This window comes from Bradyrhizobium sp. 191, from assembly GCF_023100985.1.
GTDB lineage: Bacteria > Pseudomonadota > Alphaproteobacteria > Rhizobiales > Xanthobacteraceae > Bradyrhizobium > Bradyrhizobium diversitatis.
Map to the genome: position 1 here is coordinate 6,328,522 of NZ_CP064692.1, position 26,121 is coordinate 6,354,642.

Consider the following 26,121-nt stretch of genomic DNA (forward strand, 5'->3'; position numbering starts at 1 on the left):
CGGTTCGGGGGGCCTTCCTATATCTTCGGGGGAGCCGCGATATGGAACACCCAAAAGACTGCAAGACCGACCGCGCTTGCCACCCATCCTCGGAATTGATGCGGTCGGATCTTCCATTGCCCCCAAGCGACACCTCAAAGCGCCGGGTGCCACTCTGTCTTGTCGTCGAGGACGACATGACTATGCGGCATCTGGTGACCAACTATCTCGAAGACCATGACATTCGGACCCTCTCTGCCTCGCGACGAGAGGAGGTCCCGGCTCTTCTTCTCCGCAATTCACCGGACCTCGTGGTGCTCGATCTTCGCCTTGGTCAAGAGGACGGTCTGGATCTGCTACGCGAGATACGCGCTCAATCGGACGTGCCGGTCATCATCACGACGGGGCATCGGCGCGACGAGATCGATCGCGTGATCGGCCTTGAGTTGGGCGCGGACGACTATTTGACGAAGCCCTTCGGCCTGAGGGAACTCGTCGCCCGCATCAAAGCCGTTCTCAGACGACGAGAGGCCGTCCCGTCCCTGGCCCAGCAGCGTGATGCCGATAAAGGCCGCTGGCGCTTTGGCAGCTGGGAGGTCGATCGGCGCCTGCGTCGGCTGACAAATTCGCACGGCGAACCAGTCGGCCTTACGAAAGGCGAATATGCGATGCTGATGGCCTTCCTCGATGCGCCGCAGAAACCGCTGTCCCGTGAGCATCTCCTGCAGGCGACGCGTCTGCACGAGGATGTATACGACCGGAGCATCGACGTGCAGGTACTCCGGCTGCGCCGCAAGCTGGAAACAGATCCGAGTGTGCCGTCCGTCATCCGGACCGAACGCGGCATTGGCTATGTCTTCACGCTATCGGTGGAGCGGCTTTGACGGTCGGAGCGGTGAGGAGTCACCCATTCGGCGGCGGCGCGCCGCTTCGAATGTGCCGGATTCGTATTACGGATGTAGTCGTTTTGGCCCGCGTTGGAATGTCATGGAAACGTGACGGCAGCAGAGTCTCCCATGCAAACGACATGGAGACGATCATGCTGATGGTCAAGAAGGCAACATGCGATAGTCCACGAAGCGCGATACCGGAACGATCCGACGAACCTGCTCGCCACAAACGATCTCTGCCTGGAATAAGGCCCTCATCCTGGCCCGCGCGAATCGAAGAAGGTGCGCTTCAGCCGAAGGCGACGAGGCGCTTCACGAATGTCCTCGCACGATCGGCGATGGTCCCGGCCAAGGCGCTCGTCGATTTCACGGTGACCGTTGGCTCCGTTCTGACTGCCGAGTTTCTTGCTGGTTGTGCCGCCTACGCTTGTGCGATGTATCCATACTATGCTGTGCCGGAAGAACGCGAAGCGGAAGTCGAGCTCGAGCCCGTTTCCGATCGGGCGAAGAGCGATCGGGCGCACACGGGTCGGGGAAACCTGCGCTTGATCGCGCGTCAGGTGAGCCTTCCGGTCGAGGACGTGGAATCGCATCGGCCACTGCCGCTACCGGATGCGCAGCCGTTCATGTCCAACGTTCCCCTCGTCAGTCAGCCGGCGCAATCGTCCCCAGCCTGGTACGCATCGATCGGCGCGGCGGCGCTGGCGCTGGGCAGATCGATCGCCGAACGCAGGGCCGTGCGGCGCTCCGTGGCCGAACTGCGTCAGCTCGATGATCGTCTCCTGCGAGACATGGGGCTTTGTCGTCTCGATATCGAAAACGCAGTCAAAGGTGAAATCGATCTGAGATGAAATCGATTGTGGCAGCCGTCTGCGCAACAGTGTTACTTGCAGGAACGTTTGCCGGCCTCGGGCCGTCGACGGTATCTTCTTCGACGGCCCCGATCGAAGCCGATGGCGAGCCGATCACGCCGATCCCGCCGCCGCCGCCGGCGGATCCCCGAAAACTCGCTCTGGGCGAGCGCCTGTTTGGCGATACGCGGCTGTCCGCCGATGGGAGGTTTGCCTGCTCATCCTGCCACGACCTCCGCACCAATGGAGCGGGTGGAGGCAGGAGCCGGAATCCGGCCTCAGGGCAGCTCGACACGCTCACCGTGTTCAATGCAGCTCTGAGCTTTCGTCTGACGTGGGAAGGCCGTTTTCGCAGTTTTTCCGATCAGACGGAGGAGTCGATCAGAAGCCCCACCAGCATGCGCAGCACTGTTGCCGACGTCGTGCTGAAGTTGAAGGCCGATGCGGCCCTGAACAAGCAGTTTCGTGCTGCCTACGGCCGCGACGTCGATCGCGACAGCCTGCTCGATGCCATCTCGACATTCGAGCGATCCCTGCTCACGCCGGACAGCCGCTTCGATCGGTGGCTCGCAGGCGATGCATCCGCGCTCTCTCCCGCCGAACTCGAGGGCTACAAGACCTTCAAGGCTTTCGGTTGCAGCGCGTGCCATCAAGGCGTCAACGTCGGGGGCAATCTGATCGCCCGTCAGGGCATCTTCCGTCCCCTGGTTGCACGCGGGCCTTTCCGGGTTCGTGTGCCGAGCCTGCGCAATGTCGCCGTTACCGCACCCTATTTCCACGACGGAAGCGCCGCCACTCTCGAAGACGCTGTGCGCCGGATGGCGGCTGCGCAGCTCGATCGGACGTTGAACGATGATCAGGTAGCCTCGCTGGTTGCCTTCCTCGGAACCTTGACGGGCAACTACCGTGGCAAACCCTTGACCGGAGCGGCGCCATGAGGGCCGCGCGATGGGCGGCGGTCGTGATCGGGCTGTCGGTTCTGCTGACCTGGTTCTCATGGCGCGCGGTGAATCCGGAGGCGGAGCATTATGATCGTGCACTGATCGAGATCGATCGTTTCGGCATGATCGAGGACGCGCTGTACCGTGACCTCTTCACCGCCCGCGCGGGCCTGTTACTCAATTATGATCCATTGGTCAGCGAGATCGATGGGCTGCACAAGGCCATCGCCCGCTTGCGCGCAACCGTCGAGGTCGACGGTCGGACCGCCGACATGGTCAACCGGCTCGCCGCCTCGGTGGACCGCCAGGAGCAACTGGTCGAGTATTTCAAGAGCCAGAATGCGGTCATGCACAACTCGCTGTCCTTCTTCGCGCGTTTCGCGGCGAATTCGGACCGCCGCGATCTGGACCTCGCCATCAGGTCGGCGGGGACGGCCATCCTCCACTTGACGCTGGACACGTCGTCGACTGCGGTCAAGGAAGCCGAGGATCGCCTGGACGAACTGGACGGGCAGGCGGCCGAATCCGGGCAGGTGGTCCTGGTCGAGCCCTTCCTCGCCCATGGCCGTTTGCTGCATCGGCTGCTGCCTTCGGTCGACAGCATCCTGAAGAAGATGTTGTCGCTGCGACACGAGCAGGATCAGGCGGCCTTGCGCGCGACTATCCTGGACCTGCAGGTCACCTCGCGAAATTCGGCCCGCTTCTATCGCGCAATGCTCTACGGCTCCTCGATCGCGCTGATAGCATTCCTGATCTATCTCGGTCTCCGATTGAGATCACGTGCCAACGCGCTGCATCGACGCGCGGCGCTGGAACACATTATTGCGGACATATCGATGAATTTCATCAATGCGACACCGCAAGGCGTCGAAGCGGAAATCCAGCGAGCCATCGCGTCGTTCGGAACTTTTGCAGGATCTGATCGCGTCTATGTCGTCGTGTCCGGCGCGACCACACGGTCGTATGTCTGGCATCAGCCGGGCAGGGAGTTCCCGCCCGGCTGGCCTGAAGCCGCGGTTGATCTGGCCTGCCGGATGGTCGACGGGGAAGGAGTCGTCCACGTGCCCGACGTGCGCCGTATGCCCGTGGGCGATAACAAGCTCTTCCTGGAGGGCATGGGTCTCGGGGGATGGGCATGTGCGATCAATAGCGATCGTCAAGGCCGCATGGTCGCGTTCGGCTTCGATGCCGTCGGCTGCAAGTGTCGCGTTTCTCACGCTGGCGAACTCGTTCTCCTGCGTATGGCCTTGGACACTTTCATCCATGCCGTCGAGCGGCAAAGTGTCGACGAGGAGCGAAATCGCCTGCAAAAGCGCTTGCAGCAGGCGCGCCGCATGGAGAGGATCGGCACTTTCACCAGCGGCATCGCTCACAATTTCAATAACATCCTGGGAGGAATCCTCGGATATGCCGAAGTGATGGAGGAGCACGCCCGCTCCAGCCCGGCACTGGTGCGCCATCTCGCCGGGATACGGCGAAGCGCAGACCGGGCCCGCGATCTCGTCAGTCAAATCCTCATGTTCGGCCGTCGCTCCGACATTCGTCGCGACTCCGTCAGCATAGGTGCGCTCGTCGCCGAAACGGTCTCGCTATTGCGCGTTGCGCTGCCGCCCCGGATTGAAATGGTGGTCAGACAGCATCCGGCCGGATTGATCGTCATTGGCGAGAGCGTGCAGCTGCAACAGGTCATCATGAACCTGTGCAACAACGCGGCGAACGCGATGCCGGAGTCAGGACGAATTGAGATCGAGATCGAGCTGCATGAGGTGCTCGACCCGATCTGCCTCAGCCACGACAAGATCGAGCCTGGCCAGTACGTGCGAATTTCGGTTTCGGACACGGGGGCGGGCATGGACGGACCGACATTGGACCGGATATTCGAGCCGTTCTTCACGACGAGGTCCAGCGGAAACGGATTGGGACTCGCAACGGTGAAGGAGATCGTTCTCGACCACGGCGGGGGGATCAATGTGCGCAGTTGTCCGGGCGAGGGCAGCCATTTCGACGTCTGGTTGCCGCGGGCCACGGCGGCGGCCTTCCCGGAGCAGCGTCTGCCTGAGCATACGACAGGACCGGGCAAGGTCGTGATGCTCGTAGCCGGCGACATTCACCGCCTTCGCGGTGACGAGGAAATGATTGCTGCGCTCGGCTTCGAAGCCGTGGGCTTCGCCACGGCTGAGGCCGCACGTTCCGCGTCCAAAGCAGCTCGCGACCGGTTCGATTTCGTGGTCGTGGGTCCGGTCGGCTCGCTCGGGCAATCCCTTGAACTGGCCACCGTGCTGCATCGTGAGCTTCCGTTGGTTCCGATCGTCCTTGCGACGAGGACGGCATTCGAGATCGGTGCCGATGCGCTATTGGGGGCCGGCATTTCTGACGTCGTGCGATGGCCCATTGTTGCCGAGGAGATTGCGGTTGTCCTGTCGCAGATCTCCCGCGTCGGCAGGCGCGAGGTCTCGAGGCGACTGATATCGGAGGCGTCAGCGACACTTCCGGCGCTATCGTGATGCGGAGCAATTGGCGAGACGGAGGGACTTGCGGACTTTCCTGTCACCTGACGCTTTTCGGCGCGCAAGGGTACGAGCTAGGATGCCCTCCAAAAGGAAACAAGATCAACGGGCACGTCGCAATTGATGTGGCGGTGTAGAATCGCCTCTCACTGCAGGGTACGCCGCCGGCCTGCTGGAATAGCCGAGGGCGGCGCCGATGGTCCGGGCCGCCTCCATGACGTGAACCGAATACTCCTTGATCTGCTTGCGCTTGACGCGGGTGTCGGGGCCGGACATGCCGATCGCTCCCACCAGTTCGCCGGAGCGGCCGAGGATCGCGCAAGCGCAGGCCGCGATGCCCTCGCGCCATTCGCCATGCAGCACGGAGGAGTAGCCTTGCGCGCGTGCCAGCTCGATGTCCTCCCGCAGTTCCTCGATCGTCGTTCGCGTCGCTTCGGTGTAGCGCCTCAGATGCGGCCGGAATCGTTCCAGGTAGTCATCAGGCATATGCGCGAGCATCGCCTTCCCCGTCGCCATGGTGAAAGCGGGTGCGCGCATGCCCACGCTCGTATGGGCGCGGATATGGTGAGCGCTTTCGATCTTGTCGACGTAGACGACATCGGTGTCTTCGAGAACTGACAGATGAATGGTTTCGCCGGTGATCTCGGCAAGCTTGGTCATTGCCGGTCGCGCGACGTTGATGAGATCCATCCGGTGGATGACATGGCTGCCGAGCGCCCAGATCTTGGTCGTGAGCTCGTAGGTGCTATGCGGGGGGATCTGGCGCACATAGCCTTGGGACTGCAAAGTCATCAGCAGCCGATGCACGTTGCTCTTGGTGAGCTTCAGCTCGCTCGCGAGGTCCGTGACCCCGCGGGGCTGCTCGCTCAGAGCAAGTGCTTCCAGGAGACGCAGTCCCTTGGTAAAAGCCTTATCCATCCACCAGCCAAAATAGAATGATCTTTCACTCGATCTAGCATGGCCGCGCGAACGGCAATAGCCCGGGTGTGGAATCAGCCCCGATCCTTTCGGATCGGGGCTGATCAGCCTGCCTACTGGGCCAGCAAGGCGTTGAGCTTCTCCTGTCCGTACTCTTCATTGGTGGAATTTCCGGCCGGCGAAGTCGCGCCCCAATAATCCGGGCTCCATTCGATCGCTTTCGAGACGTTGTCCGGGTTGTTGGCCCAGTAGCGCGCGAGCTTCTTGTCGGTCGCGGCCTCGAACACGATCGGGGAGGGAAGGGCGACCGGGAAGGTCGAGGTGAGTTGCGCCGCGCGCTTGGGCTCGAGCCGCCAGGACAGCAGTTTCAGCGCGTTGTCGTAGTTCGGCGCTCCCTTGGGGATCGAGAAGAAGTCGTAGTAGACGAAGCCCTGATTGAAGGTCAGTTCGATCGGAGCGCCCTCCAGGGCGAGCTTGCTCATCGAACCGGTGTAGGCCATGCACATGTCGGCCTCGCCATCGAGCAGGAGCTGCGGCGGCTGTGCGGATGTCGTCCACCATTTGGCGATGTGCGGCTTGATCTCCCTGACCTTCTTCAGCGCCCGCTCCATGTCGATCGGGTAGAGCTTGCTCTTCTCGACGCCGTCGGCCATCAGCGCCGCTTCGAACACGAAACGCGGCCAGGCGGGCATGCAGCGCCGGCCGGGAAATTTCTTCACGTCCCAGAAGTCGGCCCAGGTGGTCGGTACATTCTCACCCTTGTACTTGTCCTTGTTGTAGACGAGGCCGACGCCGATCACCTGCAAGGCCACGCCCTTCTTGCGCTTCAGCTTGTCCGGCATCGCCGCCAGCGTCTGCTTCGCCCCGTCCGACAGCTTGGAATAGTCGATATCGGCCAGGCAGCAGTCGCCGAGCAGCTTCGTCTCCTGGTCGAAGATGAACGTCAGATCCCATTGCGCTTTGCCGGCTTCGGCCTGAGCCTTGATGCGCGGGCCGCTACGGGCCTCCTGGACGGTGACCACCTTGATCCCGGTCTCCTTCTCGAAGGGGTCGTACATGACCTTGCGCAATGCATCGCCATAGCCGCCGCCCGGATCCTGCATGATCACGACGTTGCTCTGCGCTTGAGCCAGGCCCGTCCCCATCGCGACGAACAGGGCCGAGGCCAATACGGAAGCCGATAGTCGCAAGCGTTTCATTCCCAGCATTTCTCTTTCCTCCAGTTGAAATTGATTTTGCGTCACGTCGCCTTCCGTGACGTGGCGAGAACGGGTCGTGCGAGGACGAGCCCTGCGACCACCAGAAGCACCTCCAGCGTCGAGACCACGGCCAGCACCGGATTGAGCCGATAGTTGATGTCGCCCCACAGCATGAGCGGGAGCGTCTTCAGCTCCGCGCTCGACAGGAACAGCGTCAGCACCAGCTCGTCGAACGAGTGCAGGAAGGCAAAGAATGTCGCGGCAGCCAGGCCCGGCATGATGGCAGGCAGCGTCACCAGGCGGAACACCGTCAGGGATGATGCGCCATGGACGGCAGCCGCCTGTTCGAGCCTGGCATCGACGCCTTGAAGCGAAGCGGACAGGATCACGACGACGATGGGAAGGCCGCCAATCGCATGCGCCGCGGCAAGGCCGAAGACGGAGCCGACGAGATCGAAACGCAGGAACAGGCTGTAGAGCGACAGGCCGAGCACGACCGGAGGGACGATGATCGGGCTTACGAGAAGCAGCATAATGGCGGATTTGCCGCGAATGCTGCTCCTGACGATGCCGAGGGCGGCCGACGCGCCCAGCACGATCGCGATTCCGGCAGACATCGCCGCGACGACCAGGGAGGTCCAGAACGCTCGCATCCAGTTCGAATCGGAGAAGAACTGCTCATACCAGCGCAGCGAGAAGCCCGGCGGCGGGAACGTCAGATAGCTTGCGCTGCTGAACGAAATGATCATCACCACGATGATCGGCAGGATCAGTATGGCAATGACCAGGCCGCCCATGATGCGAACGGTCCAGGTCCCGCAGCTTGCCGGCAGCCGCCCGAACAGCCTCAGCAGCGGCCAGCCGATCAAGTCGGCAGCTGAGGCGCCGAGACTGCGGCGGCTGCCATCGGCGGCGCGGAGGTCTGTCTTCCCTGGTGTAGCCTCCGTCAACTTGCGGCCGCCCCAGATGAACTCGAATCCGAGGAAGCGTCCGGCCACCGCGACCACTGCCAAGGTGATCGTCAGCAGCACCACGCCCAACGCCTGCAGGAATCCCTCCGATGTGACCGAGTCTGCCTGCTGGGTGATATGCATGGCAAACATCTGGTCCCCGGGTCCGCCGAGCAGGGTCGGCGTAATGAAGAAGCCGATCGCGGCGACGAAGACGAGCAGGAAGCCGGCGCCCATGCCGGGCAAGGTCAGTGGCAGCATCACGCGCCAGAACGCCGCAATGGGCCCGGCACCGCTGGCCAGCGCCGCGCGCGTCAGGCTTTGATCAAGCCGCGCCACGCTGGAATAGATCGTCAGCACCATCAACGGCAGAAGCACCGCGGTCATGCCGAGAAGCACCGTGCCGCGATTGAAGAGCAGCTGCACGGGCTCGCTCAATATGCCGATCGAAACCAGCATCTTGTTGACCGGCCCGTTGCGGCCGAGCAGGACCATCCAGGCGTAGGTCCGGATCAGGATGGCGATGAAATAGGGCAGCACGATCGCGGTCGCGATCAGGGCCTGTGCAAGGCCGCGGCTGCGGTGAATGAGCAGCGCAGTCGGATATCCGAACAGCAGGCACAGGCCCGCGACGGTGACCGAGATCTGCATCGTGCGGACGAGCGAATCCCAATAGAGCGGTATCGCGAACACCCGCTCAAAGTAGGACGACCACGACGGCCCGCTCACGCTGATGCGGATGAGATCGATCAGCGGCAGCAGGTAGATGAAGGCCAGAAACGCAAGCGCGGGCACGAGCAGCAGCGCAGGATCCCTCAACCTCCTGACGAGATCGAGATCCGCAGGACGGTCCGCCTGGACGCCGATCGATGCCGAGGTCATGCAAGCACCCAGCAGTCCGCGGCGCCCCAGCTCACGTGGAGACGATCCCCGACGGTCGGCAGGGGCCGGTCGGCCATGTCGGTACACCTGATCAGGAGCGGCTCTCCGCCCTCCATCTGGGCCTCGATCCGCAGGATCTCGCCAAGGAAGATCGCAGACGTGACGCTGACGGGCGCGGAATTCGCAGTCGGTTCGTTCGACACGGCGATGCGTTCCGGACGCACGAGCACCGTTGCTCGCCCGACGTCGATCGTGTCCCGGCTTTCGGCGTTGAACACGTATCCTGTGCGGCTTTTCATCGTCAGCGTCGATCCGCGCTTCTGCAGAATCTCAGCCTCGATCAGATTGCTCTCGCCGACGAACGAAGCGACGAAGCGATCGATCGGATGCCGATAGATGTCCAGCGGGCGGCCGATCTGAACGATCTTGCCGGCGTTGAGTACCGCGATGCGGTCGCTCATCGTCAGGGCTTCGCCCTGGTCATGGGTCACGAACAGGATTGTGCTGCCGATGGTCCGGTGAAGGTCGCGGATCTCGATCTGGATCTGCTCGCGCAACCGCCGGTCCAGGGCGCTGAGGGGTTCGTCCATCAGCACGACCTTGGGCCTCCTGACGATCGCGCGGGCGATCGCGACGCGCTGCTGCTGCCCGCCCGACATTTGCGAAGGAGACTTCATTGCATGCTCCGTCAGCCGCATAATCTCCAGCGTTTCGGCGACGCGCCGCTCCGCGGTCGCCCGGTCGACGCCGGCCATGCGAAGTGGAAACGCGACGTTCTGGCTGACCGTCATGTTCGGAAACAGCGCGTAGCTCTGGAACACCATGCCGAAACCGCGCTTGTGCGTCGGAACGTTGTGGACAGGCTTGCCGTCGACGAGGATTTCGCCGCTGTCGAGGCTCTGGAATCCGGCCACGAGATTGAGCAGCGTCGTCTTTCCGCTGCCGGAAGGGCCAAGAAGCGTGATGAATTCGCCCGGCTCGATGTCGATGCTGATCTGGTCGACCGCGTGGAAGCTGCCGTATCTTTTCACCGCGTCGCGGACCGCGATGCTCGATCCGATGGCGTCGCGTTCCCGGAGGCGGCCGGTCGGCGACGTCCCAACGTTCGCATCGCCGGAGCGCATTGCGCGCAGAGCCGCGGGCTCAGCCATTCTCTCCTCCCAAATCGTTCTATATTGTAGAACACTATTCCAATTATTGTTGGCGCAGCGCGCCGTCTTGTCAAGTCGAGACACCCGATCGCGGCGCAATGGCGCGCCGCTGCGATCCATGCGGAGGCGGGATCCCCTGCAAACAAAGGCTCCATCAGTGAAGCCAGATTGACAGGATCGTCCCGATCCGCCTAACATAAACTTGGAATAGCGTTCTACAATATAGAACATACGGCAGGGAGGATGATGGTGTTGAGCGAGCCTCGCGCAATGGCGAAGCACATCGAGCCGGGCATGCGCGTGGCGCTGCCGGTCGACTACGCCGGCGTCTCCATGGCCATGACGCGGCCCATCATCGAGCATGGCGCGGGCAATCTCGATCTCGTCTGCGTGCCAACCGGTGGATTGCAGGTCGACCAGCTTGTCGGCGCGGGTCTGGTCCGGACCGTTGAGACAAGCGCCGTCTCGCTCGGCGAAGCGGGTGGAGCGCCCCGCTTCAACGCCGCCGTCAAGGAAGGCGCGGTTCGACTGAAGGACGCGACGTGTCCTGCGATCCATGCGGGCCTGATCGCGGCGCAGAAGGGCAGTCCCTTCATGCCGCTCCGAGGGCTGATTGGAACGGATCTGCTCCGCCATCGCGACGATTGGCGCGTCGTAGACAATCCGCTGGCGGACGGCGGCGATCCGATCGTGATGATTCCCGCCATCAAGCCCGACGTCACGATCTTCCATGTGCCCATGGCCGATCGCTTCGGCAATGTCTGGATCGGGCGGCGCCGAGAGCTTGCCGCCATGGCTTACGCCTCGCAGACGGTTCTCGTCACGGTGGAGCGAATCGTCGAGGAGAATCTGCTCGCCGACGAGATGAGCGCGGCCGGTGTGCTGCCGGCACTCTACGTCACGGCGGTCGCGTGCGCGCCAAGGGGCGCGTGGCCCTACGGTCTGTGGGGCGAATATCCGGCCGATAGCGCAGAGATCGCACGCTATGCGAAGGCCGCGCGAACGGCCGACGGCTTCTCTGCCTATATGACGCAGGCGCAGATGGAGCCCGCGTGATGGCTGAAGTTCTCCCTCGCGAAGTGCTGATTTGCACGATCGCGCGGTTGCTCGACGGGGTCAGGCACGTCGCCGTAGGCGCCTCCTCTCCGATTCCTGCCGCCGGCGCGATGCTGCTGCGTGCCATGAAGGAAGCGGGCGGCACCGTCGGCCCACGCATCTCCATTCTCGGTTCTGTCGAGCACAATTTCTTCACCAACGGCTCGGCGGAGCTGTTCGATTGTGCCGGTCAGGGCCGGATCGACGCGTTCTTCCTCGGCGGGGGCCAGATCGACGGCTTCGGCAATGTGAACCTCGTCGGGACCGGTGATTATCCGCGCTCGAGCGTGCGCTGGCCCGGCTCGTTCGGGTCGGCCTATCTCTACTTCGTCGTGCCGCGGGTCATCCTCTTCCGCGAGGAGCATACGCCCCGAGTCTTCGTCGAGCACGTGGACTTCATCAGTGCGCCGGGCGTCAGTCCTGAGGGAGTCTTCCGGAGCGGCGGCCCCATTGCTCTCTTGACCGGCAAGGGACTCTTCCGATTCGACAAGACGCGGCCGGGGTTCGATCTGGAGAGCGTCCATCCCGGGCACGATCTTGCGGAAATCAAGCAGGCGACCGGTTTCCGGTTTGGCCATGATGCCGAGCCGCGGCAGACCCCGCTGCCCGATCGATCGACGCTCGACCTGCTTCGCGGCCGTGTCTTCGACGAGCTCGCCGAGACCTATCCCGAATTCGCCGCGCAGATGCGGCGCGATCTTGTGGCGGTCGACGCATGAGCAGGATCAAGCGGGTCCCGCATTGCAGCCATTGGGGTGCGTACACGATCCTCGTCGAGGACGATCGCATCGTCGGCGTCGAGCCATTCGAGCACGATCCGGCGCCTTCCCCGATCATCCATTCCATTGCCGAATGGGCCAACCCCGAGCGGCGCGTGCTGCGACCGATGGTCCGCTCGGGCTGGCTCGACAAGCGCGAGAAAAGCGATCGCCGGGGCCGCGGCCGTGAGAAATTCGTGCCGGTCAGCTGGGACGAGGCGACGACGCTGGTCGCCGACGAAGTGCGCCGCGTCGCCGGCACGTTCGGCAACGCGTCGATATTCGCGGGCTCGTATGGCTGGACAAACTCGGGCCGCCTGCACCATGCCTCATCACTTCTGAAGCGCATGCTCAACCTGGTTGGCGGCTTCACCAGGCACGTCGACACCTATTCCATCGCGGCAGGTCCTGTGATCTTGCGGCACACGCTGGGCAGCGACGACGCCTGCGGCGGCCGCGCCAATACGCTCGACACCATCGCGCAGCACACCGAGACGCTGGTGGTGTTCGGCGCTCTGTCGCCGCGAACCGCGCAAAACGAGGCCGGAGGAATTGGCAGCCATCGCCTCGAGACTTATCTCAGGAAGATCGTCGAGCGCCGCGTCAAGGTCATTCACGTATCGCCACTGAAGGACGATCTGCCCGACTGGGTCGACGCCGAATGGTGGCCGGTTCGACCGAACACGGACGCTGCGCTGATGCTCGGGCTTGCCGGCGAGATCGTGAAGGCGGGCCGGCACGATGCGGATTTCCTCGCGCGCTGCACCAGCGGCGCGGATCGCCTGCTTGGTTATCTCGAAGGCCAGACGGATGGCGTGCGCAAGGACGCCGTGTGGGCCGCGAACATCTGCGGCCTCGATGCGGACCGGATCGCGACGCTGGCGAGGCGCCTTGTCGACACGCGGAGCATGCTGACGGTGAGCTGGAGCCTGCAGCGGGCCCATCACGGCGAACAGCCGTTCTGGGCGGCGCTCGGACTTGCATCGGTTGTCGGCCAGATCGGATTGCCGGGCGGCGGCGTTGGTTACGGCTACGCCTCACTGGGGGGCGTAGGGGCACCGCTCAATATGGGCCGCTCTCCTGCCATTTCGCAACTGACCAGGCCGATCGACAGCTTCATTCCGGTGGCGCGGATCAGCGACATGCTGCTCAATCCCGGCAGGCCGTTCAGCTACGAAGGCGAGATCCGCACCTATCCGGATACGAGGCTGGTCTATTGGGCGGGCGGCAATCCCTACCATCATCACCAGGACCTCAATCGCCTGTCGGAAGCCTGGACGAGGCCCGAAACGATCGTCGTGCAGGACCCGATGTTCACGGCGACAGCCCAGCGGGCCGACATCGTGCTGCCGGCAACCACGTCGATCGAGCGCAACGATCTTGCCGGCAACAGGCGCTCCGACTTCATCCTGGCGATGAAGAAGGCGATCGAGCCGCTGGGCGAATCCCGCTCCGACTTCGAGATCTTCAACGCGATCGCAGGCAAGCTCGGGGTGGCCGATCGGTTCAACGAGGGCCGGGACGAAATGGGCTGGGTCCGGCATCTCTACGAAGCCTGCCGCAGCGACGCCTCGCAGCGCTTCGGCTTCGCGATGCCGGATTTCGATGCGTTCTGGGAAGCCGGCTATGCCCGCTGCCCGGTCAAGGCAGAACACACCTTCTTGGCGGACTTCCGCAACGAGCCGGAGGCGCATCCGCTCAGGACCGAAAGCGGAAAGATCGTGCTCGGCAGCGAGACTCTGGCCAGGCTGGACTATGCCGACTGTCGCCCGCATCCCGCGTGGATCGAGCCGGCTGAATGGCTCGGCAATGCCTCCGACGCCGGCCAGATGCACCTCATCTCGCACCAGCCGGCCGGCCGACTTCACAGCCAGCTCGAAACCGGCGCATCGAGCCGGGCGATGAAACGCAACGGCCGCGAACAGGCTCGCCTTCATCCTGACGACGCGGCTGCTCTCGGCATCGCCGACGGCAAGACGATCCGCATTTGGAACGGCCGCGGGGAGTGCCTCGCGACGGCGGAGGTCACCGACAAGGTCCGTCAGGGCGTACTGGTGCTTCCGACCGGTGCCTGGTTCACGCCGACGGGCAATAGCGGCCTGGAGGTCGCGGGCAATCCGAACGTGCTCACGCTCGATATCGGCACCTCTCAATTCGGCCAGGGCTGCTCGGCTCACACCTGCCTCGTGCGAGTCGAGCCGTACGCCGCCGATCGGCGCGATGCGTTCGAGGCCTATCAGGAATCGCTCATCGCGCTCGCGGCAGTCTAACAGGAGCTTGGAACATGTCTGCGCCCGCCATCAGCCGCTTTCCCGTCCCCGATATCGCGACGCTCCCTACGGATATCCGCTCGCGGATCGAGGCGGTTCAGGAGAAGTCCGGCTTCGTCCCCAACGTCTTTCTGACACTCGCGCATCGTCCTGACGAGTTCCGGGCGTTCTTCGCCTATCACGACGCGCTGATGGACAAGCCGGGGCCGATCACCAAGGCCGAGCGCGAGATGATCGTCGTCGCGACCAGCAGCGCCAATCAGTGCCAGTATTGCGTCGTGGCGCACGGCGCCATCCTGCGGGTGCGAGCGAAGAATCCGCTGATCGCGGACCAGGTCGCCGTCAATTACCGCAAGGCCGATATCACCGCGCGACAAAGGGCGATGCTCGATTTCGCGATGAAGGTCTCAGCGCGCGCCTATGAGGTGGACGACTCCGACATCGTCGATCTCAAGGGACACGGATTCACCGAGGAGGACGTCTGGGACATTGCCGCCATCGCGGCATTCTTCGGTATGTCGAACCGCCTCGCCAACGTCACCAGCATGCGTCCGAACGACGAGTTCTTCGCGATGGGACGCTGAACGCCGCGGACGAAAGCTGAAATGGTATTGTTGGTCATCGACAGACGCTTCCGGGGCCCGCCCAATTCCGGCAACGGAGGCTACGTTTGCGGATGTCTCGCAAGGCACGTCGCCGGAGACGCCGAAGTGACGTTGCGTGCCCCGCCGCCGCTGGAGCGGCCGCTCGACGTGCTGACGAAGGCCGACGGCGCGATCGAGTTGCGCGAAAAAGACGAACTGCTCGCGACGGCGCGTGCAGCAGGCATCGATGTGTCGGACGTTCCCAGGGTGAGCTACGCGGCGGCCGAAGAGGCGGTCGGTAGAACACCCTACGACGAGCAGACCCACAATCTTCCGGGATGCTTCGTCTGCGGCCCCGCACGTGGCCATGGCGACGGTCTCCGGATCTTCGCAGGTCCGCTGCAGGCGGGGGCAGTCCCGGGCAAGCCCGTCGTGTTCGCGGCCTCCTGGATGCCTCATGGCAGTCTGTCCGGCGAGGACGGTCATGTCGCGCCCGAATTCGTCTGGGCCGCTCTCGATTGCCCGACCGGCTATTGCAGCGTGGGCGCCCGTCACCTCGGATTGAACGGTGACGAGACGGTTCTGCTCGGACGCATGGCCGCTCGGATCGATCGCCGGCCGCGTCCCGGAGATCGATGCGTGGTGGTGGCGTGGCCGACGGGGCGGGAAGGCCGCAAGCTCTTTGCCGAAAGCGCCCTGCTTGATGCGGAGCAGGAGGTGCTGGCAACCGCGCGCGCCACCTGGCTGTTGGTCGACCGGCAGGTCCAGCTCGGAGCAAGTGCATGAACGCGAATGGGAAGCAGGGCATGAGCGGTTGCGATACGGAGCTCGAACTTCGTCAATCCATCATCGACGCGTGTCGCGAGATGGCGGCGCAGGGCATCAACCAGGGAACGTCCGGAAACATCAGCGTCCGAACCGAAGACGGCATCCTGCTCACGCCGTCCGGTCTTCCCTACGACCGCATGAGGCCCGAGGACATCGTGGCCATGAAGTGGGACGGCTCGTGGACCGCGTCGGCCGGCAACGTCCCTTCGACGGAATGGCGTTTTCACCTCGACATCCTGAGGTCGAAGCCGGAGGTTGGCGCCGTGGTTCACGCCCATCCGATCTTCTGCACGATCATCGCGATCATGAATCGCTCGATCCCCGCGATTCACTACATGATCGCCGCTGCCGGCGGAAACGACATTCCCTGCGCGCCCTATGCCCAATACGGCACGGCGGAGCTGTCGCAGGCTGCGCTGGACGCGCTTCGCTATCGCCGCGCCTGCCTGCTCGCGCATCACGGGCTGATCGCCGTCGGTCCCAACCTGCGCAAGGCCATGTGGCTCGCGGTGGAGGTCGAAGTGCTCGCCAAGCAGTATCACGGCTGTCTTCAACTTGGCTCTCCTCCGCTGCTGCCGGACGAGGAAATCGACAGCATCCTGAAGCGATGGGGGCAATACGGCCTGCGCGATAGCGAGGGCACGCCCAAGGTCCCTCAGCTGTCGAGCTAGATCACGATCCAACCACTGTCCTGCGAGAACTCATGGCCTACACTCACGACGTCAGCGTCTGCGGTACTTATATTCTGGATATTCTGGGGGTCCCGGTGACCGAGATTCCGCCCGGTGGCGGCCGCTTGTTGATCGAAGAAATTCGGCTCGCGGTCGCGGGTACCGCCGGCGGAACGGTCGTCCCTTGCGCGCGTCTCGGTCTGAAGGCGCTCGCGGTCGGCGCCGTCGGCTCCGATGAGAAGGCCGACTGGATGCTGAACGCGCTGGAGCGTGAAGGTATCGACATCTCTCTCATGGAGCGGATGGCCGGCAGTCCGACCTCGGCCACGATCCTGCCGATCCGGCCCGACGGCTCGCGTCCGGTCATGCACGCAAGGGGCGCCTCCGCCCGCTGGCGTATCGCGCCCGACACGCAAAAGGCCGCTTGCCGGAGCAAGATTCTGCATCTCGGCGGGGTTGGTTCCTTGCTCGCGATGGATGGAGCGCCTTCCGTCGCATTGCTGCGCGATGCCAAGGCGGCCGGTTGCACGACGACGCTCGATCTCATCCAGGCGCGGCGCGAAACGCTGGCGCTGGTCGAGCCGCTGCTGCCCTATGTCGACTTCTTCATGCCGAGCATCGATGAGACCCATGCCATGGTCGGAACCGACGATCCCGCCGCGTGTGCGCGGTTCTTCATCGACAAGGGCGCGGGAGCCTGCGCCATTTCTCTCGGTGCCGATGGCTCGTTCGTGATGACGCGCGACGGACGTCAGTTCACGGTGCCGGCGTTCGAGGTCGCGGTCCGCGATACCTCGGGATGCGGCGATTCCTACACCGGCGGCTTCATCGCCGGTCTGGTTCGCGACTGGGACCTGCTCGACTGCGCCAGGCTCGCGACCGCGACGGCCGCGATCGTCGCGACGGGGCTGGGTTCGGGCGCCAATCTCGTCTCGTTCGAGGAGACCGTGAAGGCCATGAACACCCTCCCGGTCCGCAAGCCTGCTCACGCCTGATCCATTCACACCGGCAGAAACTATTCATACGAACAACAGGGAGAACGCAACATGGCCCGACATGCGATCGTGACGGGAGCAAGCCGCGGAATTGGCCGCGCGATAGCCATCGGTCTTGCAAGGCGTGGCTACGATCTCGCGCTGACCGACATCGCTGCCCAGGAGAAGGCCCTTCTCGAGACCGTCGCAGAGGTCAAGAAGCTTGGCGGCCGATGCATCCCGGTGCTGGGCGATGTGAGCGATATCGGCGATTGCAGGCGGGCGGTGGCTGAAGCCATCCAGGGACTTGGGCACATCGATGTCCTCGTCAACAATGCGGGAATCCTCAGGCTGGCGACCATCGACGAGTTGACGACCGATACGTGGGACCAGACGTTCGCCGTCAACACGCGCGGCGTCTTCCAGATGACCCAGGCCGTGGTGGCCCATATGAAGGAGCGCAAATACGGACGGATCGTCAACATCGCCTCGCTCGCCGCCCGAACGGGCGGTCCGGGACAGTCCCACTACGCTGCATCGAAGTCGGCCGTGGTCGGCTTCACGCGCGTCTCGTCCATGGAGTTCGGAGGCCATGGCATCACCGTGAATGCCGTATGTCCGGGCATCATCGTGACGGAGATGGGGCTCAACAATCTCCGTGATCCCGAACGAGTTGCCTATTTCGAGAAGGTCACCGACCTGCACCGGCTCGGGCAACCGGAGGACGTCGTCGGTCCAGTAGCGTTCTTTGCGTCGGATGATTCCGCGTTCGTGACCGGCCAGGCCCTCAACGTGGATGGAGGCATCTTCTACAGCTAGCGGCCGGACCGTGCGCCGCCAGCAAGTTTCTGGCCCCGCGAGTACGGCATAGGCCGTGCAACCATCGCGCAGGGAAGGCCGAGTGATTGGCACGACCTGTATGCTGCTGTGCGGTCTCCCTTTTCGCTATTTTCGCGCAGCAGACCGCGGGTGCGAGGTCAGCTCCTGGCTTTCCTGCGCCTCATGGCTTTAGAGGGTGGAGCGATCAAGCAAACCTTGGGCGGATTGCGCCGCGAGAGCGCGAAGCCGCTATTTGATAACCCGCGTCAGCCGCAATTTCGCTGGTGAGAATGGATTCCGCCCGGCGTGGACGGGCGCGCAGGAACTCTTGCACATGGTCGAAGCTTGACTCTGCGGGCCAGCGTCGCCGCCGATGGCTGGCCTGCACGGCCTCGCCTCCAAGCCCCCCAGGACCCCCACGGGAACCCCCCAAGAGTGGGGCCGTGCTTCCAAAGCAGGAGGTGCAATTGTCCGAGCCGACCGAGCAAGAGATCAGAGAACGTGCGCATCGCTTGTGGGAGCAAGCCGGCAGGCCTGAAGGCCGCGAGGAAGAGTTCTGGCAGGCCGCCGAGCAGGAGCTGCGCAACGAGGACAAGTCGAACACGTTGCGGACGCCGGATACGCTGTGACCGACAAGACCTGCCCCTCCTGCCACGGACTGGGATGGGTCTGCGAAAACCATCCGCTCCGGGTCTGGAGTGAGAAGCTGGCCGGCTGCCGCTGAGGCGAGGGCATGCCCTGCACCTGCAACACGGCCGAAGTTCCCGAAGCCAGGGTGGTAATCGTCGAAGCGGACACGACGTGGCACTAAGGCGCGATGCGATTGCGATGAATCGTCATCGCGCTTTGGGGCGTTGATGGGCCTCGCTTGCCCTGCCGTTCCTGAGAGCTTGATTGCCCGTATCTCTCGCAAGAAGGAGAAAAGCCGCCGGGTTCCTCGCCCCGGCGGCTTTCGAAAGTCCGTAGCTGTCGATCGTCTCCGCAGCTCGTGCGTACCGCCGTTACCTTGTTTGCGGCCATGCCCGGTCTTTGTAGGGGAAGGCGCGTGCTTCTGCTGTGATCTGGAGCACACAATGGAAGGGATTCGGTCCATGTCGCCTTCCGGATCCCGGCGCTGCACCGCGATAAGCGCATTCACGCGCGTCTTCGACACGCGATCTGCGTTACAGCTTGTCCGGGACCCGAGAGATTCGGCGAACGCCCCTCAGCTCCGATACCACGCCGCCAGGTTCCACGTGATGGTGTCCCACCCGGAGATGTCGATCATGAGGCTGTTGACGCTCGCGTTGACGATGTGGCGCGAGAGCAGCGGCAGGAACACGTTGGCCCCGCAGAAGATCTCGTCGACCTTCATCAGCAGCGCGGCGCGCTTAACCGGATCGAGCTCGTTCTGGGCGGCCTTGTAGGCCTTGTCGGCTTCGGGATCGGAATAGCGCGAGTTGTTGCGGCCCAGCCATTTATTGTCCTTGGTGGCGATCTCCCAGGAGACGCACTGGTTCAGCAAGCGCTCCGGATCGGGCTGCGGCTGCGTCGTGTTGTACATCTCCATGTCGGCATAGAATTTCGAGTAGGTGTCGGGGTTGCCGACGTCGGAGGAGAAGAACACCGATGCGGTCACGGCCTTGATCTCGATCTCGATGCCGGCCTTCTGGCAGGCCTGCTTGATGATGGCCTGGGTCTTCTGGCGCGGGGCGTTGGTCGAGGTCTGGAAGACGTATTTGAGTTTCTTGCCGTCCTTCTCGCGGATGCCGTCCGCGCCCCGGGTCCAGCCGGCCTCGTCGAGGATCTTGTTGGCCTTGTCGATGTCGAACTCGTATTTCAGCCTGGGGGACTTGAACTGCTTGGGCGCGTTGACGAAGCTCGCGGTTGCGAGGGCGCCGCGCCCGTAGATGAATTTCTGAATCGAATCGCGGTCGATCAGGAGATTGATCGCCCGACGAACCGCGGGATCGGACAGTGTCGGGTGCTTGGTCTTGACGCTCGAACGCTCGCCGTCGACCTCGGTCCAGGGGTCCGTCGTGTTGAGGATGATGAACTCGACATTGCCCGAAGGCGTGATGTCGAGCTTGCCTTTGCCGCCCGCCTCCATGCGCTTGAGGACCTCCTCCTCCACCTGCATGTTCCAGGCAAAGTCGTATTCGCCGGTTTGCAGCACCGCGCGCGCCGCAGACACCGCGTCGCCGCCACCCTTGACCTCGAGCGTATCGAAATGCGGCTGGTTCTTGACGTGATAGTCGGGATTGCGTTCGGCGCGGATCATGTCGCCCGGCTTGAACTCGACGAATTTGTACGGACCGGTGCCGACCGGCTTCAGATTGCCCGGAGCTTCGCGCGACTTGGCGCCGACATAGTCCCCGAAATGATGCTTTGGCAGGATCTGGCCGACCGAGCCGCCGACGAACGGGTCGGCCCAGAACGGCGTCGGCGCCTTGAAGAGCACCTTGACGGCGTAGTCGTCGATCTTCTCGACCTTGATGTCCTTGTAGGAGCCCGTGGTGTAGGCCGCGGTCGCGAGGTCCGCGGCGTACTGCCAGGTGAAGACGACGTCGTCGGCGGTGAAGGGCTTGCCGTCGTGCCAGTTGACGCCACGCTTCAGCTTCCAGATCACGCTCATGCCGTCCGCGGCAAGGCCGCCGTTCGCTTTGGTCGGCACCTCGGCGGCCAGGCAGGGAATGAGATTGCCGTCTTTGTCCCAGCCGGCGAGCGGCTCGAAGAAGATGCGCGTGGCGATCTGGTCCTTGGTGCCGATCGCGAAATGCGGATTGAGCAGGGTGGGCGCCTGCCAGAGCAGGATCTTGAGCGTGCCGCCGCCGCCGGCCTTGGTCGGCTTGTACGGCAGCGTGGCGTCCGCCATCGCCACGTCGTGCCACACCAGGATCTGGCTCGCGACCGGTGCGGCGATCCCGATCGCGGCGACCTTCCGGATGAATGAGCGTCGCGACAGCCTGCCTTGCTTCACCTCGGCGATCAAACCGCGGATCTCATTCTCGCTCATCGGACGACCTCCACCTGCACAAACCGTTTCCGGCAACCCATCATGTTTCATGCCGGCCGGGGCGGCAATGCCGGCAAGGCGGGGATGCGACGAAATGACGATGCGGAGAGCGCCCGCTGGCGGGGCACGGACCCGGATCGCCTGCCTGAGAGACCCAGGCGGCGATCCGGTGCGATCTAGGTGAACTTGGGGAAGTTCTAAGGCCGCACGAAAACCTAACCCGGCAGGCGCAGATCCATCAAGTTTCGGAGTGTTGCGCTGGCGAAAGAATCATTGCCGCGGCCGGGAAATCGCCACACATGAAAGATGCCCGGCGTGATTTCTTTTCCGTTTGATGTCGAATGGAGAACGTGCGTCCGCGGGGGCCTGCCAATATGGTTTTCCATTTCATTGATTTCGCGCGGCGGGGAAGCGAATACGGTTCCATATTTGTTTGTCGCAGACCTACGGAGACCAAGATGTCGTTTCGCCTGCCTCTGATCCTCTCGGCCGTGCTCGCCGCATGGTCCTCCGCAGCCGGGGCCGAGGCCATCAAGATCGGCGTGACGCCGGGGCCGCATGCGCAGATCCTCGAGGCCGTGAAGCCGATCGCCGCCAAGCGGGGACTCGATATTCAGCTCCTCGAGTTCTCCGACTACGTGGTGCCGAATGCCGCGCTCGATTCCGGCGACATCCAGGCCAATTCGTTCCAGAACCAGCCTTACCTGGACAACCAGAAGGTCGACCGCGGCTACAAGATCGAGGCCGTCGGCCTGACCGTGAATTTCCCGATCGGCGTCTATTCGAAGAAGCATAAAGCCTTCGCCGACCTGCCCGAGGGCGGCAAGGTCTCGATCCCGAACGATCCGACCAATGGCGGCCGCGTGCTGCTGCTGCTGCGCGACAAGGGCGTGATCAAGCTGAAGGACGGTGTCGGCTTCAAGCCGACGGTGCTCGACATCACCGAGAATCCCAGGAAGCTGAAGTTCATCGAGGTGGACGCGGCGCAGGCGCCACGCGCGCTCGACGACGTCGACGCCGCCGCGATCAACACCAATTATGCAACCCAGGCCGGCCTCGATCCGGTCAAGGATCCGATCCTGCGCGAGGATCCGAAGGGCCCCTACGTCAACCTGATCGCCGTCCGCACCGCCGACAAGGACAAGCCCTGGGTCAAGATCCTCGTGGACAGCTATCACAGTCCGGAGGTCAAGGAGTTCGTGCTGACCAAGTTCAAGGGCGCCGTGCTGCCGAGCTGGTAGGCAATCTGCCTGCGTAAAGTCCATGTAAGGCTGATCCGGCGGGCAGCCTTGCGCAATGCCCCGCTTGTCTGGAACTGCGGCAACCGACATCATCGGGGGCGTGGCAATCCTCGCCCGACAGGGGTCGTATGAAACGCTTCGCAAACCTGAAACGCCTGGGCTTCTTCACGCGGTTGCTCGACGAGGCGCCGGCGGTGGACCGCTATCGCTTCGCGGCCGAACAGATCGTGCACGCCGAGAAGGCCGGGCTCGATTCCGCATGGATCGCGCAGCATCATTTTCACGAGCGCGAGGGCGGCCTGCCATCGCCCTTCACGTTCCTCGGCTACGTCGCCGCGCAGACCTCGCGCGTCCGCCTCGGCACCGGCATCGTCACGCTGCCGCTGGAGAATGCGGTCAGGGTTGCGGAGAACGCCGCGGTGCTCGATCTGCTCTGCAACGGCCGCTTCGATCTCGGCGTCGGCACCGGTGGCAATCCTTCGGCCTTTGCCGCTTTCGGCCTCGACAGCGCGCAGCGCAACGAGATCTTTGCGCGCAATCTCGAAATCGTTCGCACGGCCCTGGTCGGCAAGCCGCTCGACGGAGGCGACACGCTCTATCCGCTGCGGCCACAATTGGACAAGCGCATCTGGCAGGCGACATTCTCGGTCGCGGGCGGTGCCCGCGCCGGCAAGGCCGGCGACGGCCTGTTGCTGTCGCGCACCCAGCCGCGGGCCAAGGAGGCGCCGAAAGCCACGCTCGCCGAGATCCAGAACCCGATCATCGATGCCTATCTCGCAGCGCTGCCACCGGGGTGCGAGCCCCGCATCATGGCCTCGCGCAGCGTCTTCGTCGCCGACGACCATCGCGAGGCGATGCGCTTCGCAGACATCGGACTGCGGCGCGCGCTGCCGCAGTTCCTCAAGGGAGGTCACGCCAGGCCGGGCGAGACGCTGGAGGAAATGATCACCGCGTTCGACACCCATGTCGGCGCCGCCGATGAGGTGATCGCCTCGCTCCGCACCGATGCCACGCTCGAGCGGGTGACCGATCTCGTCTTCCAGGTGCACTCGGTCGATGCGCCGCATCCTTATGTGCTGCGATCGATCGAGCTCGTCGCCGACAAGGTCGCGCCGGCGCTGGGCTGGACCCGGACGGCACCCGAAGTGGCGCTGGCGGGCTAGCCGGAATGAAACATGTTCGCGCTGCACGAGGCTGACTGATGGGTACACTGGACATCATCGACACGCTCGCCGGGATCGAGCCGGGATCGGCTCTCGACGCCATCCGCGCGCGGCGTCCGCAGGCGCGCGAGAACGCGCAGAAGAGCTATCTCGCCCTGTTCGATCCGGTCGATTCGAGCGAGGTCTCGCTTTCCGAGCGCGCGGCAGTCGCGGCCTTCGTGACCGGGCTTCATGGCGAGTCCCCCGTCGCCGCCTTCTATCGCGAGAAGCTTGCCGCGAATGCCGATGGAGCGGCCTTGCTCGAACCGATCACAGCCGAGATCGAGCGCGGCAGGACGTCGGGACCGTACGGCGCCTTTCCGGCCGGCCCACTGTCGATCGAGAACAAGGCCGGGCTGATCTATCGCGTCAGCGCGGAGCGCAAGCCCGTCCTCCGTGCGAGGCTCGCAGCGGCGCTGGAGCATGCGCATCTCTTGGTGTTCCGCCCGCGCGACGCGTCGTCCGCCGACATGAAGGCGCTGCTGACGGCCGGCTGGTCGACCACCGGCATCGTCACGGTCTCCCAGCTCGTTGCGTTTCTGTCGTTCCAGGTGCGTGTCGTCAGCGGCTTGCGCACGCTCGCAGCGGCAAGCGCGCAGGAGGTCGCACCATGAATACCGTCAATCCGCCGGTCGTCTTCACTCAGGACGAACTCGGCTGGGTCTCGTGGATCGACCCGCTGCCCGAGACCGAGCTGACCGAACGGCACTTCGCCGGTCTGGTCGACCGCGCCCGCGCCAAGTCGGAATATTTCCGGCTCCTGGTGCGCGATCCCGAAGTCCTTGAAGCCCGCACCAGGACCGATAAGGACATCTTTTACAATGTGGCCGACGGCCTGCCGCGCGCCGAGCGCGAACTCGCGGCGGCTGCAACTTCGCGTTACAACGGCTGCATCTACTGCGCCTCCGTGCATGCGCGCTTTGCCAGCACCTACTCCAAGCGCCGCGACGATGTGCAGCGCCTGCTCGACGAAGGCATCAAGGCCGATCTCGGCGAACGCTGGAATGCCGTGGTCAAGGCGTCCGTGGCATTGGCCGCGACGCCGATCGCGTTCGGTCCCGACAACATTGAGGAGCTGCGCCGTGCGGGCCTCGACGATGCCGAGATCGTCGACGTCATCAACGGCGCCTCGTTCTTCAACTGGGCGAACCGGCTGATGCTGTCGCTCGGCGAGCCCTCGAAATAGGCAATCTCACCGGCACGAGAATTGCTGCTGTTTCAACATTGAATGGATGGAGCCGTGCATGAGCAACATCGATCGTCGTACCCTGGTCAGGGGCTCACTCGCCGCCATGATGGCGGGAGCGGCGTCTTCGCGCGCCGCCCTTGCGCAATCCGCCGAACCGATCCTGCTCGGCGTCAGCGGCCCCTTGACCGGGCCCAACGCGCAATATGGCGCCCAGTGGAAGCAGGGCTTTGATCTCGCGCTCGACGAGATTCACGCCGCCGGCGGCATCAACGGGCGAAAGCTCGCCTACCAGTTCGAGGACAGCCAGAGCGATCCGCGCCAGTCGGTGGCGATCGCCCAGAAATTCGTCTCCGATCCCCGCATCGTCATGGAGCTCGGCGATTTCTCCAGTCCCGCCTCGATGGCGGCCTCGCCGATTTATCAGCGCGGCGGCCTCGTGCAGTTCGGCTTCACCAACTCACACCCCGATTTCACCAAGGGCGGCGACTTCATGTGGAGCACGTCCGTCAGCCAGGCCGACGAGCAGCCGCTGCTGGCGTCCTATGCCGTCAGGCGCCTCGGCCTGAAAAAGCTCGCGGTGCTGCACCTCAACACCGACTGGGGCCGCACCAGCCGAGACCACTTCGTCAAGGCGGCGAAGGAATACGGCGCCGAGATCGCGGTGACCGAGGGCTACATCGCGGAGGAGCGCGATTTCCGCTCGACGCTGGTGCGCGTGCGCGATGCCAGTCCGGACGGGCTGATCCTGATCTCCTATTATTCCGATGGTGCGCTGATCGCCCGCCAGGCCCGCCAGGTCGGTCTGAAGCAGACGATCTGCGCGGCAAGCTCGGTGTACTCGCCGAAATTCCTGGAGCTCGGCGGTGAAGCGGTCGAGCAAGTGCATCTCGGCACGCGCTATTTCCCCGAGGATCCGAGGCCCGAGGTGAAGAAGTTCATCGCGGGCTTCAAGGCCAAGTACAACGGACAGGAGCCCGATGCATTCAACGCTTATTCCTATGACGCGATGAACATGGCCGCTGCCGTGGTGAAGATCGGCGGCACCGACCGCCGGGCCATCCGCGACGCCTTCGCCAAGGTGAAGGACGTCTCCAGCGTCATCTACGGCCAGGCGACGTTCGACGTCGAGAGCCGCCGCGTCAAGGGCGCCATGAACGCCGAGCTCGTGGTGCGCAAGGGCCAGTTCATGCTGTGGGACGGCAAGCCGACCTGACCTGATGGCCGGAG

The 26,121-nt window shown here is 63.9% G+C and carries 23 protein-coding genes; 18 read left to right on the forward strand and 5 right to left on the reverse strand.

From position 1 onward, the window contains the following. Window positions 1-98 precede the first annotated feature (98 nt). The 4 genes from IVB23_RS29640 (at window position 99) to IVB23_RS29655 (ending at window position 5,165) form a co-directional block, all read left to right on the forward strand. Window positions 99-863 carry a response regulator gene (locus IVB23_RS29640; RefSeq protein ID WP_247804988.1) on the forward strand — a complete coding sequence of 255 codons (765 nt, stop codon included), beginning with the start codon at window positions 99-101 and terminating at the stop codon, window positions 861-863. A gap of 155 nt (window positions 864-1,018) precedes the next feature. After that, window positions 1,019-1,720 (forward strand): DUF1127 domain-containing protein, encoded by a 702-nt coding sequence (locus tag IVB23_RS29645; protein WP_247800976.1) that lies wholly within the window; start codon window positions 1,019-1,021, stop codon window positions 1,718-1,720. 8 nt (window positions 1,721-1,728) lie between these two features. Then, window positions 1,729-2,658 (forward strand): cytochrome c peroxidase, encoded by a 930-nt coding sequence (locus tag IVB23_RS29650; protein WP_247800977.1) that lies wholly within the window; start codon window positions 1,729-1,731, stop codon window positions 2,656-2,658. Further along, window positions 2,655-5,165, forward strand: a complete 2,511-nt coding sequence (locus tag IVB23_RS29655; RefSeq protein WP_247800978.1) for a two-component system VirA-like sensor kinase — start codon at window positions 2,655-2,657, stop codon at window positions 5,163-5,165. Before IVB23_RS29650 ends, IVB23_RS29655 begins: the two co-directional genes overlap by 4 nt. A 105-nt stretch (window positions 5,166-5,270) precedes the next feature. Here IVB23_RS29655 and IVB23_RS29660 read toward each other — a convergent pair whose 3' ends face one another. From IVB23_RS29660 to IVB23_RS29675, 4 genes are all read right to left on the reverse strand, one after another. Continuing rightward, a complete protein-coding gene (locus IVB23_RS29660; protein ID WP_247800979.1) occupies window positions 5,271-6,086 on the reverse strand; it encodes an IclR family transcriptional regulator in 816 nt (271 codons plus the stop codon). 113 nt (window positions 6,087-6,199) lie between these two features. Then, window positions 6,200-7,294, reverse strand: coding sequence for an extracellular solute-binding protein (locus IVB23_RS29665; RefSeq protein WP_247800980.1), 1,095 nt, complete (start codon window positions 7,292-7,294; stop codon window positions 6,200-6,202). A 32-nt stretch (window positions 7,295-7,326) separates the two neighbouring features. Further along, window positions 7,327-9,117: an ABC transporter permease subunit gene (locus IVB23_RS29670; protein WP_247800981.1), complete on the reverse strand. Its 1,791-nt coding sequence runs from the start codon at window positions 9,115-9,117 to the stop codon at window positions 7,327-7,329. Next, a complete protein-coding gene (locus IVB23_RS29675; protein WP_247800982.1) occupies window positions 9,114-10,268 on the reverse strand; it encodes an ABC transporter ATP-binding protein in 1,155 nt (384 codons plus the stop codon). The genes IVB23_RS29670 and IVB23_RS29675 overlap by 4 nt, the downstream gene beginning before the upstream one ends. 246 nt (window positions 10,269-10,514) lie before the next feature. Between IVB23_RS29675 and IVB23_RS29680 the strand changes: the two genes are divergently transcribed. The 9 genes from IVB23_RS29680 to IVB23_RS29720 all read left to right on the forward strand — a co-directional run bounded on the left by IVB23_RS29680 (window position 10,515) and on the right by IVB23_RS29720 (window position 18,896). Continuing rightward, a complete protein-coding gene (locus IVB23_RS29680; protein WP_247804989.1) occupies window positions 10,515-11,324 on the forward strand; it encodes a CoA transferase in 810 nt (269 codons plus the stop codon). Then, window positions 11,324-12,082 (forward strand): CoA transferase, encoded by a 759-nt coding sequence (locus IVB23_RS29685; protein ID WP_061025473.1) that lies wholly within the window; start codon window positions 11,324-11,326, stop codon window positions 12,080-12,082. The genes IVB23_RS29680 and IVB23_RS29685 overlap by 1 nt, the downstream gene beginning before the upstream one ends. After that, the gene (locus IVB23_RS29690) at window positions 12,079-14,391 is read left to right on the forward strand and encodes a molybdopterin-dependent oxidoreductase (RefSeq protein WP_247800983.1); all 2,313 of its coding nucleotides are present in this window, start codon (window positions 12,079-12,081) and stop codon (window positions 14,389-14,391) included. The genes IVB23_RS29685 and IVB23_RS29690 overlap by 4 nt, the downstream gene beginning before the upstream one ends. 14 nt (window positions 14,392-14,405) lie before the next feature. Then, window positions 14,406-14,975: a peroxidase-related enzyme gene (locus IVB23_RS29695; RefSeq protein ID WP_247800984.1), complete on the forward strand. Its 570-nt coding sequence runs from the start codon at window positions 14,406-14,408 to the stop codon at window positions 14,973-14,975. Window positions 14,976-15,101: 126 nt separating this feature from the next. Beyond that, window positions 15,102-15,761, forward strand: a complete 660-nt coding sequence (locus IVB23_RS29700; RefSeq protein WP_311977342.1) for a hypothetical protein — start codon at window positions 15,102-15,104, stop codon at window positions 15,759-15,761. Window positions 15,762-15,781: 20 nt separating this feature from the next. Then, window positions 15,782-16,474, forward strand: coding sequence for an L-fuculose-phosphate aldolase (locus IVB23_RS29705; RefSeq protein WP_197968924.1), 693 nt, complete (start codon window positions 15,782-15,784; stop codon window positions 16,472-16,474). A 32-nt stretch (window positions 16,475-16,506) separates the two neighbouring features. Beyond that, entirely contained in the window at window positions 16,507-17,469 is a 963-nt protein-coding gene (locus IVB23_RS29710; RefSeq protein WP_247800986.1) for a sugar kinase, read from the forward strand. Between the two features lie 51 nt (window positions 17,470-17,520). Continuing rightward, window positions 17,521-18,267, forward strand: a complete 747-nt coding sequence (locus IVB23_RS29715) for an SDR family NAD(P)-dependent oxidoreductase (RefSeq protein ID WP_247800987.1) — start codon at window positions 17,521-17,523, stop codon at window positions 18,265-18,267. 467 nt (window positions 18,268-18,734) lie between these two features. After that, window positions 18,735-18,896, forward strand: coding sequence for a DUF2934 domain-containing protein (locus tag IVB23_RS29720; protein WP_082821920.1), 162 nt, complete (start codon window positions 18,735-18,737; stop codon window positions 18,894-18,896). 575 nt (window positions 18,897-19,471) lie between these two features. Here the strand turns inward: IVB23_RS29720 and IVB23_RS29725 are convergent. Then, entirely contained in the window at window positions 19,472-21,262 is a 1,791-nt protein-coding gene (locus IVB23_RS29725) for a peptide ABC transporter substrate-binding protein (RefSeq protein ID WP_247800988.1), read from the reverse strand. A gap of 458 nt (window positions 21,263-21,720) precedes the next feature. On the opposite strand from IVB23_RS29725, the gene IVB23_RS29730 reads away from it, so the two are divergent. The 5 genes from IVB23_RS29730 (at window position 21,721) to IVB23_RS29750 (ending at window position 26,107) form a co-directional block, all read left to right on the forward strand. Continuing rightward, on the forward strand, window positions 21,721-22,503 hold the full coding sequence (locus IVB23_RS29730) for a MetQ/NlpA family ABC transporter substrate-binding protein (RefSeq protein WP_247800989.1): 783 nt from the start codon (window positions 21,721-21,723) through the stop codon (window positions 22,501-22,503). Window positions 22,504-22,631: 128 nt separating this feature from the next. Then, on the forward strand, window positions 22,632-23,666 hold the full coding sequence (locus tag IVB23_RS29735; protein ID WP_247800990.1) for a putative FMN-dependent luciferase-like monooxygenase: 1,035 nt from the start codon (window positions 22,632-22,634) through the stop codon (window positions 23,664-23,666). A 38-nt stretch (window positions 23,667-23,704) separates the two neighbouring features. After that, the gene (locus IVB23_RS29740; protein ID WP_247800991.1) at window positions 23,705-24,319 is read left to right on the forward strand and encodes a CMD domain protein; all 615 of its coding nucleotides are present in this window, start codon (window positions 23,705-23,707) and stop codon (window positions 24,317-24,319) included. Next, window positions 24,316-24,891: an alkylhydroperoxidase domain protein gene (locus IVB23_RS29745; RefSeq protein ID WP_197968859.1), complete on the forward strand. Its 576-nt coding sequence runs from the start codon at window positions 24,316-24,318 to the stop codon at window positions 24,889-24,891. The genes IVB23_RS29740 and IVB23_RS29745 overlap by 4 nt, the downstream gene beginning before the upstream one ends. Before the next feature lie 58 nt (window positions 24,892-24,949). Further along, window positions 24,950-26,107, forward strand: a complete 1,158-nt coding sequence (locus IVB23_RS29750) for an ABC transporter substrate-binding protein (protein WP_247800992.1) — start codon at window positions 24,950-24,952, stop codon at window positions 26,105-26,107. Window positions 26,108-26,121: the final 14 nt, after the last annotated feature.